The organism is Kosakonia sp. LAM2021, from assembly GCF_016620385.1.
Taxonomy (GTDB): domain Bacteria; phylum Pseudomonadota; class Gammaproteobacteria; order Enterobacterales; family Enterobacteriaceae; genus Kosakonia; species Kosakonia sacchari.
This window is the reverse complement of sequence record NZ_JAENHT010000001.1, coordinates 65,265-78,343: the sequence shown is the minus strand read 5'-3', so window position 1 is coordinate 78,343 and position 13,079 is coordinate 65,265. Positions and strand designations below refer to the sequence as shown.

Sequence of the window (13,079 nt, the reverse complement as noted above, 5' to 3'; positions counted from 1 at the left end):
CTTCTCCTTAACGATAATTCACCGGGGAGATTAGCCCAGTAGTGTGCGCAAATGCGCCGCAACGCTCTCCTGCGTTACCGTACTCTGCTCACCAGAGCGTAAATCCTTCACCACAACATTACCGTCGGCAATTTCAGTTTCACCGAGCACCAGTGCGACGCGAGCGCCCCACTTGTCCGCGCGAGCAAATTGCTTTTTAAAATTGCCGCCGCCGTGGTTCATCATCAGCCGTACGCCAGGTAACGCATCGCGCACCTGTTCACCCAACTGCATAGCAGCGGATTGCGTATTGGCGCCAGACGCCACCAGGTATATATCGACAACGGATTCTGCTTTAAATTCCGGATTAACTGCCTGAACTAACAAAACAAGTCGTTCAAGACCCATTGCGAAGCCAACCGCCGGGGTTGCGCGACCACCAAGCTGCTCAACCAGGCCGTCATAACGACCGCCTGCGCAAACGGTGCCTTGCGCGCCAAGACTGGTGGTTACCCACTCGAAAACAGTGCGATTGTAGTAATCCAGACCGCGCACCAGGCGCTGGTTGACCGTATAAGCGATACCCGCCGCATCGAGGAATGCGCAAAGACCTGCGAAGTGTTCGCGGGACTCGTTATCAAGGTAATCACCCAGTTTCGGTGCATCGTTCAGCAACGCCTGAATGTCCTGGTTTTTGGTATCCAGTACGCGCAGCGGGTTGGTATACATACGACGCAGGCAGTCTTCGTCCAGCTTATCTTTATGCTGCTCGAGGAAAGCTACCAGCGCATCGCGATAGGTCGCACGCGCTTCGAGCGAACCAATAGAGTTGAGTTCAAGGGCAACGTGCGAAGCAATGCCCAGCTCGTGCCACCAGCGGGCGGTAAGCATAATCAGCTCGGCATCGATATCCGGCCCCTGCAGGCCAAATACTTCCACACCCAACTGATGGAATTGACGGTAGCGCCCTTTCTGCGGACGCTCGTAGCGGAACATCGGCCCAACGTACCACAAGCGCTGTTCCTGATTGTACAGCAGACCGTGCTCGATGCCGGCGCGTACGCAGCCCGCAGTACCTTCGGGACGCAATGTCAGGCTGTCGCCGTTGCGATCGTCAAAGGTATACATCTCTTTTTCAACCACGTCGGTCACTTCACCGATCGCGCGTTTGAACAGCGGGGTCTGCTCTACAATCGGCAAACGGATTTCACTGTAACCGTAGCTGCCGAGCACGTTTTTTAAAGTGCCTTCAATGCGCTGCCAGATGGCGGTTTCGCCAGGCAGATAATCGTTCATGCCGCGAATGGCTTGAATATTTTTTGCCACGTTTATTCTCTTTATTAATACAAAAAATGAACCCTCGGGGCCGCGACGAACAACGGGTCGCGCCGGGCGGGTTCATCATACACGGGAAGCCTGCCGCTTCCCAGCAACCTTATTTTTCTACCTGTTGCACATCGATACGACGCGCTTCGTCCAGCATTGACGCTTTCGCGCGAATGCGGGCTTCAAGCTGGCTAATCATATCGCTGTTATCGAGGCGATCTTTGCGCACGCCATCTTCATACAGGCCGCTTTTCTTGTTGCCACCGGTCACACCCAGCGTGGAAACCAGCGCTTCACCAGGGCCATTTACCACGCAGCCGATAATGGAGACATCCATCGGCGTGATGATATCTTCCAGCCTCTGCTCAAGGGCGTTGACCGTACCGATAACGTCAAACTCCTGGCGGGAACAGGTCGGACAGGCGATAAAGTTAATGCCGCGCGAACGAATACGCAGGGATTTCAGGATATCAAAACCAACTTTGATCTCTTCCACCGGATCGGCTGCCAGCGAAATACGCAGCGTGTCACCGATGCCTTCAGAAAGCAGCAAACCCAGACCGATTGCAGATTTGACCGCGCCTGCACGCGCGCCACCTGCTTCGGTGATGCCGAGGTGCAGCGGCTGATCAATCTGTTTTGCCAGCAGGCGATAGGATTCAACAGCGAGGAATACATCCGACGCTTTCACGCTGACTTTGAACTGATCGAAGTTCAGGCGATCAAGATGATCGACATGGCGCATGGCGGATTCGAGCAGCGCTTGCGGCGTTGGCTCGCCATACTTTTCCTGCAGATCTTTTTCCAGCGAACCGGCATTAACGCCGATGCGGATCGGGATGTTTTTATCGCGCGCGCAATCAACAACGGTGCGAATACGCTCTTCGTTGCCGATGTTGCCGGGGTTAATACGCAGGCAGTCAACGCCATATTCGGCGACTTTAAGCGCAATGCGGTAGTCAAAATGGATGTCCGCAACCAGCGGGACACTCACTTGCTGTTTGATTAACTTGAATGCTTCCGCCGCGTCCATGGTCGGAACGGAGACGCGGACGATATCCGCACCGACGCGCTCAAGCGCTTTGATTTGATTGACCGTAGCTTCAACATCCGTGGTACGGGTGTTTGTCATGGACTGCACGGCGATGGGCGCGCCATCGCCAATGGGCACATTACCAACGTAAATCCGTTTCGATTTCCGACGCTGAATCGGGGCCTGGTTATGCATGAAAAATCTCCCGCGTTGCCCGTCTGTTACTGTGCTGCTGATTGTTCGGCATTGAGGGTCAGACGCGCAACCTGGTTAGTTCTGATAAAACGGCTCAGATCGACAGGTTTACCCTGATACTGAATCTGAACGGCTGACGGCGCGCCAATTTTCAGCTTATATGGCGCCTGGCCGGTTAAATTGAGCGTGGCGTCTTTACGTTGCAAGCCGCTGAACAATTTCTTCCCGGTGGCATCGCTCACTTCCAGCCAGCAGTCGGCAGTAAAGTTCATCACCAGTGCGTTAGTATCCGCTTGCGCACCTGCGACACCGGCCTGGCTGGTCGGGAGCTGTGCAGTATTCGCTGGAGCGGCAGGCTGCTGCATGGTGTCGACATTTGCCTGCGACGGTGCAACAACGGTGTTCTGATTTGCGGTAGTAGCAGATGTTTGCGGCGCGCTGGCGGCTGGCGTTTGTGCCGTCGACGACGGGGCTGGCGCTTCAACAGGCGTACCGGAATTATCAACCGGGTCTGCTGCAGCGGTGTCGTTATTCAGCGGTACGCTTTGCGCGTTGCTGTTGCTTGCGTTCAGTTCCGCAGAAGATTGATCCGCCATGTTGGTGATCTCTTGCTGCTGCGCTTTGTGGTTATCCCACCACCATGCGCCCGTCAGACCGATGGCGACCAGAAACACCAGCCAGGTGATGAAACTCATCATCCAGCCACCGCGTTTTTTGCGCGGCTTGCCTAAAGCAAAAGTCTGCATTGGCGCAACTTTTGCCGCTCTGACCGGCGCTTGTTTTTCAAGAATCGGCAGCAGCTCTTCTTCAGGAATGTGCACCAGGCGGGCATAGGAGCGGATGTAACCGCGTACAAAAGTCGAAGCCAGATCGGCGGGCGACCTGTCCTCTTCGATATCGCGTACCGTGGAAACCTTCAGGCACAAGCGCTCTGCAACCGCTTGCTGGCTGAGTCCAAGTTGTTCACGGGCGTTGCGCAGACGTACGCCAGTGGTTTGTGCTTCATTTTGGTCGTGAGTGGCTTCAGTATTCATTCGCTACAACTACTGGTACGTGAAAATTAAACATTCAGGCGCGCATAACCGCAATGCCTACACGCGCCGCGAAAAAACCGGGTCGGTTAAACCTGGCCCACAGTATAGGACTGTCAGGCTCGTCATAACAGAACAGCGTTCAGCACTTTTTGCTAAGCCGTTGTTCCATCACTACATACTGCCTTAAAGTAAGGAGAAACGCACCGTAATTATTAATGGCCTGTATGTGTACAGGCCAAATAGTCGACATTTTCACAAAATGCAGCATATTCTTCGCGCTGCAACTTATGATTATAGTGCCTTGATCTCAATAGGCTCGCCCTGCATACGCTTACGCATCGTACGTTTAGTACGGTCGATCACATCGCCCGCCAACTGACCACACGCGGCATCAATATCATCGCCACGCGTTTTACGCACGATGGTGGTGAAACCATAACTCATCAGTACCTTACAGAAGCGATCGATACGGCTGTTAGAGCTGCGGCCATACGGCGCGCCCGGGAACGGGTTCCATGGGATCAGGTTGATCTTGCACGGTGTATCTTTCAGCAACTCCGCCAACTGGTGCGCATGTTCAGTGCCATCGTTGACGTGATCCAACATCACGTACTCAATGGTTACGCGACCCTGGTTCGCGTTGGATTTTTCCAGATAACGGCGTACGGCGGCGAGGAAAGTTTCGATGTTGTACTTTTTGTTGATCGGTACAATTTCATCGCGAATTTCGTCATTTGGCGCATGCAGAGAGATAGCCAGCGCAACGTCAATCATATCGCCAAGTTTATCCAGCGCCGGAACCACGCCAGAGGTGGAGAGCGTTACGCGGCGTTTGGAGAGACCAAAGCCGAAATCATCCAGCATAATCTCCATCGCCGGAACGACGTTGGTCAGGTTGAGCAGCGGCTCGCCCATGCCCATCATCACCACGTTGGTGATCGGACGGCTACCGGTGACTTTCGCCGCGCCGATAATTTTCGCCGCGCGCCATACCTGGCCGATAATTTCCGACACGCGCAGGTTACGGTTAAAACCCTGCTGAGCCGTGGAGCAGAACTTACACTCCAGCGCACAACCTACCTGGGAAGAAACGCACAACGTCGCACGATCGTCTTCCGGGATGTAGACGGTTTCTACGCGCTGATCGCCCACGGCAATCGCCCACTTAATGGTGCCGTCGGAGGAGCGTTGTTCTTCCACCACTTCCGGTGCGCGAATTTCGGCGACGTCTTTTAATTTGTTGCGCAGCACTTTGTTGATGTCGGTCATCTCATCAAAGTCGTCGCTGCAATAGTGGTACATCCACTTCATCACCTGATCGGCGCGGAAGGGTTTTTCGCCTAAATTTTTGAAAAATTCACGCATCTGCTGACGGTTTAAATCCAGCAGGTTAATTTTTGCATCTTTGTTTGGCACCGTGAGAGCGTCGTTCTCAGGCATGACAATTTGTTCAGTCATAATGTATTCCGGCCTCGTTATTACACGTTGTGGCCCGTGGAGGGTTAAAAAGAAGCGCCCCAGGAAAGCATCGGCTCATCCTGGGGCGCAGCATTGTACAAATTCTGACGCACAGATACCACGTTTGCACGCGGCTTTTCACAAATTAAAGTGTAAACCTCGTTACACGTTTAACGTGTGATTAACGAGTGCGCGGGCACACTTCGCCTTCGGCGAAGAAGTAGGCGATTTCACGCGCTGCGGATTCAACGGAGTCAGAACCGTGGGTGCCGTTCTCGGTGAAGCTGTCTGCGTAATCAGCACGCAGCGTGCCTGCCAGCGCGTTAGCCGGGTTGGTTGCGCCCAGCAGGTCACGGTGACGCTGCACCGCGTTTTCGCCTTCCAGTACGGAAACCACGATCGGGCCGGACGTCATGAACTCAACCAGACCGTCAAAGAACGGGCGACCTTCGTGCTCGGCATAGAAACCGCGCGCCTGCTCAACGGTCAGGTGCAGCATTTTGGTGCCGACAATCTTGAACCCTGCCGCTTCAAAGCGAGAGAAGATGCTGCCAATAACGTTTTTTGCCACCGCGTTCGGTTTAATGATGGAAAAAGTACGTTCAATAGCCATGTTTACCTCTGTAAGTTGTTCTGTTGCCCTGAATAGGTGTGGCGCGGATTATAAAGAGCAATACGGGCGTTGCCTATGGATGAAGGTAACATTTTTTTAAAATGAGACTATTTTTAGCAACACTCCCCGCCAACAGCGCCATTTCATTGGTTATTGCACCGCAAACTGCACTGTCGCTATTTGCCCTGCGTCATCCATAACCAATAACTGATACTCCCCGCTTTTATCAAGTTTCAGGCTCAATAAGTTGTTATGCGAGGCTAACGGTTCACCATTCAAAAACCACCAGCGACTGCCTTCGCCGCCGCTGCTTTGTAGCGGCAGCAAGGCAAACGCCTGTCCGGGGATGCGTTTGATAACCGCACCTTCACGCACGCCGCTTAATAACAGTGGCGGCGGTGCGTTATCGTCACGAGGTGGGCAACTTTTATCAGACACCGGTAACCGGGCAGCGCGCCGTTCACCGGCTGGCAACCACGGCTCCAGCGGTAACGGCCAGGCGATCAAAGTTTTCTGCTGCGCGTCCGGGCAATCTGCGGCAACCCTTCGCCCCTCTTTATTCAGCCAGAGCGGGAAATTGATCCCGTGACCACTTTCCTGCTCCGGCAATAACAGCGTCGGCGGCTGGCTACCGTCCAACAACCAGGTGGTGAGTCGGCGGCGACAATTGCTGTCGCCAGACGGTAAGCTTTGCCCGCCCGGCCAGCAGATGACGCCGCTGCTGACCGTTTGCGGGCGCGGGTCGCGCGGCAGTCTCGCCTGTTCAAGCGCTGAGCGCGGCTGCAACAGGTTATTGACCTGGTTAAGTAACGGCACCGCGCTGGCAAAACCGAATTGCCCGGCCACGGGCGTACCATCAGGTCGCCCCGTCCAGATGCCTATCACGTAGCGGGCATTAATCCCTATCGCCCAGGCGTCGCGATAGCCATAACTGGTCCCGGTTTTCCACGCCAGCGGCACCACCTGCGGCAACGCTTCGTCGGGCACCGGTTGTGCTTCTCCGGCGAGAATGCGGCGAATAATCCATGCCGCGCCCGGAGACATCAACCGCCGCTCCATCAGCGGGGCATCGGGTGTCAGACGCAGGCTTCCCGCTTTCCCCTCACGGGCAAACGCGGTGTACGCGGCCGCAATATCTTCCAGCCGCGCACCCGCACCGCCAAGGATCAGCGACAAATTGGGTTCCGCTCCCGTCGGCAAAATCAGCGGCAAACCAACGTTACGCAGATTTCCGGCAAATTTTTTCGGCCCGTAGGCTTCCAGCACCTGCACCGCCGGTAAATTAAGAGAGCGTACCAGCGCTTCATTCATGCTTACCGGGCCATGGAAACCACTGTCAAAATTACCGGGTCGATAATCGCCCACCCGGCGCGGCACATCCTGTAATAGCGAAGCCGGGTGAATCAGCCCCTCATCCAGCGCGAGCCCATAGATAAAGGGTTTTAACACCGAGCCCGGGGAACGAACGGCGCTGACCATATCCACATGGCTGAAACGGCTGTCGTCATTGATATCCACGGAACCAACCCAACCGCGCACTTTCATATCTGTGTGATCAACGACGATTATCGCCAGCGAGCTGCGCGCTGGCAGGCGGCTTTTCACATTTAACGCCAGATCTTCAAGCTGACGTTGCAGGCTGGCATTCAGCGTGGTGGTGATTTTCAGCGCCTTGCTTTCACCAAGCATCCGTCGGGCAAAGAGCGGTGCCAGTTGCGGCATCTGACGCGGAGCCAGCCAGACAGGTTCTTCGCGTGACTCCGCCACCTGCGTTGCCGACCACACCTTTTGCGACACCATGCGCTCCAGGACTTTGTCGCGCGCGGCCTGCGCACGTTGCGGCCAGCGATCCGGACGTAAGCGGCTGGGTGCCTGCGGCAGAACCGCTAACAGCGCCGCTTCGGAATAGCTGAGTTTCGCCGGCGGTTTACCTAAATAAGCCCAACTCGCAGCACCCACGCCTTGCAGCGTGCCGCCAAACGGTGCGCGGTTCAGATAAAGGGTGAGTATTTCACGTTTTGAGAGGTGCCACTCCAGTTGCAGCGCTCGCCATAGCTGACGCACCTTGCCGCCGAAAGTACGCGGATGCGGATCGAGCAGGCGGGCTACCTGCATTGTCAGCGTGCTGCCGCCGGAAACGACATGGCCGGAACGCAAATCCTGCCAGGCGGCGCGCGCAATCGACAGGGGATTAACCCCAGGATGAGCCCAGAACCAGCGATCTTCATACTGGATAAGCGCCTGTAGATAGTGGGGCGATACCTCTTCGATAGTAACCGGATAGCGCCAGATACCGTCGGCATCGGCAAAGCGCCACAGCGGCGTACCGTCTTCGGCCACAACCACCCGCGCCGGATCAACCTCGCTAAGCGGCAGCGGCCAGATCTTGTCTGCAGCCATAACGCCCAACACCAACAGTAGCGGAACACCCACCAGCCAGCGCCAGCGGGTGCGTATCAGACGTACGATCCTCACGTTACGGTACGATAATCAGCGGACCACTGGTCGCACCTGTCGCCCGCCACTGCGGAACATACATTGACTCCACCTGCGGAGCAGGAATCTGGTAAGTGCCCGGTGTGACCGCGCGCGCAAGGTAAACCAGCGTGACCCACTCCCCTGCGCTTACCGGCACCGCAGCAACAAATCGGTCATCACGAAACTCCATATGCTGGATATCCACTTGTTGCATGCGATTAAGCAGATCCTGCACTTCACTGCCGCTATCTTGCAGACTGGCGCTGCTATCGGCGAGGTTCTGGTTTTCCAGTTCCAGCCCGGCGGGCAGTAAATCAACCACCAGCGCGTCCGGTACGTTCTGGCTGGCATTCACATCGAGACGCACCAGCACCAGTTCACCGCTTTTCAGTGACGAAAGCGACTTACTGCGACCATCGGTTCCCAGGAACGTACGCTCAATTTTTAATACCTTCCCGGACGGCGCAGGTGCCTGTTCCGGATAACCGGTACTATCGAGACGCAACCACAGCGGTGTGTTGCCGCTATTGGTGACCTGCAATGCCCCCAGTTGATCGGCACTGAGATTGCGGCTTTGCGGACGATCGCCACCGAGCCCTGCTGCATCCAGAGAGGTTTGTGCCTGCCAGGCGCCAGTGGCGTTTTGCAGATTACGCCCGGCCATAAACAGCGCGTTGCTCTCCTGTGTCGACAACCAGCGCTGGCCGTAGGCCTGCTCGGCGAGCGTCGCCAGGAGACGCGGCTGCTCCTGTGGCAGCAGGTTGTTCTCTTCCAGCAGCGCCAGGATCAATGCGTTATCACGCAGTTCGCTGCCGTAATCCGCCAGCCAGTGCCCGGACTGCAAGCGAGACGTTTTCAGCCCCAGCGCTAACGCTTGTTCGCTGCGCTGCGCATCACCCATCAGTTTCAGCGCCACACCCAGTTGCATCAGCGGCAGCGCCGCTTTGGCCTGCTCATGACGTTGCCAGATTTCACGCAGTGCGCCTAACGGCGCTTTCTGCTGGCGCGCCAGCACCAGACCGGCATAGCTTTGTACGGCGAACCTGGTTGCCGGCGCGTCATCGGTATAGCGAATAGACATAGCCGCCGGATCCTGCAAATAGCGCAGTAAGCGGTTATTGGCGTTATTCAGCGCATCCATAGGCACGCTATACCCTTGCGCAGACGCGCTGACCAGGAAGTCGGTGACGTAGGCCGTCAACCAGTACTCTTCCGGCCCGCTCTTGTCCCACAGCGCGAAACCGCCATCTTCGCGTTGCATCTGCAGCAGCCGAGAGATACCCAAATCCACCGCCGCGCGGCGCTGCTCATCACTGTCGCCTTTGATACCCAGCGCTTTCAACTGCGCGGCGTTGGTATAAAGCGACGGGAACAACCCGCTGGTGGTCTGTTCAAGACAGCCGTACGGATAAGCACGCAGCTCTTCGATATAGCGCGCCAGATTCAGCGGCGGCTTGCCGCTAAGCAGTAAGCGACCTTGCAAGGTCACAGGCGAAATATTGGCAAGATGCTGCCCGGGCGTATGCCAGCTCTCACCTGGATTGAGCATCACACCGCTATTGACCGTCTGTGCCGCGAACGGGGGACGTACACCGATTGTCCACTGTTTTTGCTGCGGTGCGAACGTTTCACCCGGTAAGGCCAGGCCGCTGATTTGCGCACTAATCTCACCATCGCCAAAGCCCTCCAGCGCACGCACCGGAATAAACAGCGTGGTGCGCTCGCCGGCAGCGAGCTTAACCGGTTCCGGTTGACCGCTTTCCAGTGCCAGCAGGCCGCTCGCCGCCAGCGCGACAGTGAGCGTTTGCGGTTGATCGGTCAGGTTAGTCAGATCCAGCGTCAGGCGAGAAGTATCGCCACTGCCAAGGAAACGGGGCGTATTGAGATCCGCTATCACCGGCGCTGCAACAATCACTTTGCTTTCGGTGCTACCAAAGTCTTCCGCCGTCCAGGCTTGAGCCATTATGCGCAACTCGCCGTTGAAATCGCCAATCGGCAAGCTCACCGTACCTTCGCCATTTTCATCAAGCGTTACCGGCTGTGCCTGCTGAGCAATAATGGTGACATGGTTGACCGGCGGTTTGCCGCCGCGGTTAAGCTCGTCGCCATCGCCGCCAAAGCGCAACGCCGCCAGGCGTCCCTGCCCTTCAATCACCTGACCGTAAATATCGTAAATATCCGCACCGTAGCGTTTCTGGCCGAAAAAGCCCTGCCACGGATCCGGCGTCACATAATCGGTAATGTTCAGCACACCGCTGTCCACGGCAGAAAGCAGCACGTTGATCTGTTTTGGCGTGGCACCGTTTTTAACCGCTGCTTTGACTTTCACCGTCAGCGGTTGGTTAGGGCGCATTTTCTGCGGCGCGTCGAGCGTCACGTCAAGGCGACGGTTCTCATCGCCCATCGGTAAATGCAGTAAACCTACCGCGCGTTTTGGCGTGGCGGATTTCGATTTATCGCCGGGGCGCACCACCAGCGTGCTGATGTAGAGATCGTGGCGCTGCCATTTCTGATCGACCGGAATACTCAGATCAACGCCCTCTGCCGGTACATCGATCTCTTTCCACCACAGCGGCCCTTCGCTGGATTCGATCATCGCGTAGCCTTTTCCTGCGGCAGGGGCGGTGACGTGCAATTTGATGGTATCGCCCGGTTTGTAGGCCGGTTTATCCAGTTTCATGGTAACGCGATCCGGCCTTGCCGCACCCGCGCCATCGGTGTTGTCCTGCCAGCTGTAACCGGCCCAGAAGCGCACGCTACTGATGGTGTCATCCGGCCCTTTCACTTCCAGGCGGTAGGAACCCCAGTCCACCGGGAAACTGACTTTTCCGGTTTCATCTGCTTTGAGCGTCAGGCTTTGTTCGCCTTCGACCAGATCTTTCTGATCAAACTGTGATTGCCAGCCTTCGCTTTCCGACCAGTTCCAGAAGTAATCCCGGCGTTCACGAATCAAGCGCACCTGCAAATCACTGACCGCTTTTTTCGCACCACTGGCATCGGTATAGACAATGTCAAAAGCGGCATTGCTGCCCTCATCAACAATCGGCTGGTTCACGGTAGTGTCAGTGCGATAGTCATACACCGCTTTAGAGGCGAACTGCGGACGAATACCCGGCAGCGCTTGCGCGGGCCAGATGGCCTGTTCTGCGCGGCGTGTCACCGGGCGACCGCCTGACTCCAGGAGGCTGGCTTGTAAAATCACCTGCAACGGCGAGTGCGAATCCTGCCACTGGCTCGGCGTGGTGATTTCGCCTTGCCCTTGTTTATCCAGAGTCAGATGCACTTCATCCAGGCTGCGGCTTAGGTTCTCTTCGGCAATATCGCCAAACTGGAAGCCCGGTAGCGCGGGAACGGCTTCGCGCAGCGGGCGCAGGAACAGCTGGCCTTGCAGGCTGTTACCGCTGGCGGGCGCGCCATACAGATAGTGGCCGTCAATGTTAAACACCACGTCTGCGGCAGGCTCAACAGGCTCTGGTTGCGGCGTAATATTCAGCGCCATACGCTCTGGCATAAAATCTTCAACGTGAAAACTCCATTCACGAGAAAGATTATCCCCGGTGTTTGCACGGATGTGCCACATGCCGGTTTGCGCGCTGGCTTCCAGCAGGTATGTAAACTGATACAGCCCGTTTTGCGGCTGGCTGACCACCGTACGAATCACCTGCCCGTCCGGTTTTACCACTTCGAGTTTTACCGGCTGCGCTGCCAGCGGCTTGCCGTCGCCGTCGCGCAACAGACCATTAAGGATCACCGTTTCGCCAGGGCGGTAGAGATCGCGCGGGCCAAACATAAAGAACTGTTTGCTGTAGCCAGGATCGCCTGCGATGGCGAACTCGGCGAGATCCAGCGCCGGTAATTTCAGATCCAGCAGCGTGGTTTCACCGGCTTTGCGCGCGAGGATCAACGCCGCTTCTTTATCGGTGTTGAGCGTGGCATGACCGTCGCTATCGCTGGTGGCCTGTGCGAGGGTTTGCCCTTTCTCGTTCAGCAGCATCACTTCAATGCCGGCGAGCGCAGCGCCGTTTTCCAGCCCCTGAGTGAAAATATCCAGCCGGTTGTGGTAACGGTGCGCAGAAAGGCCAATGTTACTGAGGGTGAACAAGGTGGCGGCATTGCTGTAGTTGTAATGCCCGGCCTGGTTCATCACCGCGATGTAAACGCCGGTTTGCTGTAGCGGCTGGATACCGCCAAGTGGCAACAGCAGTTTTTCACGCGTGTTGCGGGTGGGATTGAGATCAAAACGGCCGGTATAAACCAGGTCGGCCATTTTCAATAGCGTTTCAGATTCCCAGTTCGACAGCGAACTGCGGTACTCCCACTGGCTGATAAACGCGGCCAGCGATTCCGGTTTTACGCGGTAAAAATTGACGTCAACGTTGTCCACGTTCAGCGCCATCACCGGCAGCCCGTCCACCACTTTTCCAGGCAGCAGCGAACCACGGCTGGCGAAACCGACGCTCGGTTGCACATCGCGGGTGGTGATGGTTTTTTCGTAATCGCTACCGAACGTAGCCTTGTTCAGCGCCAGCAGCCCTTTATCGACCGATACCAGCAGCTCGCGGTTAGGTTCGAGATGGCGCAGGCGCAGCTCTTTCAGGTTTGGCGCCAGTTCCCAGGCACCATCCACTTTGCCGCTTTTTTTATCCACCAGATGCACGGCAGAAGCAAAGTTCTGGTCTGGCTCCAGTGGCACCGAGAAGGTCAGCACCAACGTTGCCGCGCCGTCCAGCTGCACTTCGGAGGCATCCAGCAGGGTTAACGGTTTGCCTTCGCTGCGTGCGGCAAGCTCAGCAAGCTTTGCTTTATCCTGCGGGATAGCCGCCGGTGTTTTTTGCTCTGGTGCAGGCGCAGCCTTCGATTCGGGTGCGCTGGCGGCCTTAGGCTTATCGTTATCATCGCAGCCCGCGAGCGTAAAGGTGGTGACGAGCGCAAGAGTCAGCGCCGCAAGACGTAGCGGTTTCAT

7 protein-coding genes are annotated in these 13,079 nt (G+C 56.5%); all 7 read right to left on the bottom strand.

Annotated features, from left to right (window positions below; all coding sequences use genetic code 11):
- Positions 1–30: 30 nt before the first annotated feature.
- The 7 genes from hisS to JKP81_RS00315 all read right to left on the bottom strand — a co-directional run bounded on the left by hisS (position 31) and on the right by JKP81_RS00315 (position 13,079).
- Positions 31–1,305: a histidine--tRNA ligase gene (hisS, locus tag JKP81_RS00345; RefSeq protein WP_200550174.1), complete on the bottom strand. Its 1,275-nt coding sequence runs from the start codon at positions 1,303–1,305 to the stop codon at positions 31–33.
- Positions 1,306–1,414: 109 nt separating this feature from the next.
- Positions 1,415–2,533 carry a flavodoxin-dependent (E)-4-hydroxy-3-methylbut-2-enyl-diphosphate synthase gene (gene ispG, locus JKP81_RS00340; protein WP_017458992.1) on the bottom strand — a complete coding sequence of 373 codons (1,119 nt, stop codon included), beginning with the start codon at positions 2,531–2,533 and terminating at the stop codon, positions 1,415–1,417.
- 26 nt (positions 2,534–2,559) lie between these two features.
- Positions 2,560–3,567: a cytoskeleton protein RodZ gene (gene rodZ / locus JKP81_RS00335; RefSeq protein WP_200550173.1), complete on the bottom strand. Its 1,008-nt coding sequence runs from the start codon at positions 3,565–3,567 to the stop codon at positions 2,560–2,562.
- 291 nt (positions 3,568–3,858) lie between these two features.
- Positions 3,859–5,025: a bifunctional tRNA (adenosine(37)-C2)-methyltransferase TrmG/ribosomal RNA large subunit methyltransferase RlmN gene (locus JKP81_RS00330; RefSeq protein WP_200550172.1), complete on the bottom strand. Its 1,167-nt coding sequence runs from the start codon at positions 5,023–5,025 to the stop codon at positions 3,859–3,861.
- A 181-nt stretch (positions 5,026–5,206) separates the two neighbouring features.
- A complete protein-coding gene (gene ndk / locus JKP81_RS00325) occupies positions 5,207–5,638 on the bottom strand; it encodes a nucleoside-diphosphate kinase (RefSeq protein ID WP_017458995.1) in 432 nt (143 codons plus the stop codon).
- A gap of 150 nt (positions 5,639–5,788) precedes the next feature.
- A complete protein-coding gene (gene pbpC, locus JKP81_RS00320) occupies positions 5,789–8,113 on the bottom strand; it encodes a peptidoglycan glycosyltransferase PbpC (RefSeq protein ID WP_200550171.1) in 2,325 nt (774 codons plus the stop codon).
- 1 nt (position 8,114) lies between these two features.
- Positions 8,115–13,079 carry an alpha-2-macroglobulin gene (locus tag JKP81_RS00315; protein ID WP_200550165.1) on the bottom strand — a complete coding sequence of 1,655 codons (4,965 nt, stop codon included), beginning with the start codon at positions 13,077–13,079 and terminating at the stop codon, positions 8,115–8,117.

What these genes read in the sequence shown, in the direction of transcription:
- ndk (WP_017458995.1), bottom strand. Translation starts at nt 5,638, where the DNA reads ATGGCTATTGAACGTACTTTTTCCATCATTAAACCGAACGCGGTGGCA.
- ispG (WP_017458992.1), bottom strand. Translation starts at nt 2,533, where the DNA reads ATGCATAACCAGGCCCCGATTCAGCGTCGGAAATCGAAACGGATTTAC.
- rodZ (WP_200550173.1), bottom strand. Translation starts at nt 3,567, where the DNA reads ATGAATACTGAAGCCACTCACGACCAAAATGAAGCACAAACCACTGGC.
- JKP81_RS00315 (WP_200550165.1), bottom strand. Translation starts at nt 13,079, where the DNA reads ATGAAACCGCTACGTCTTGCGGCGCTGACTCTTGCGCTCGTCACCACC.
- JKP81_RS00330 (WP_200550172.1), bottom strand. Translation starts at nt 5,025, where the DNA reads ATGACTGAACAAATTGTCATGCCTGAGAACGACGCTCTCACGGTGCCA.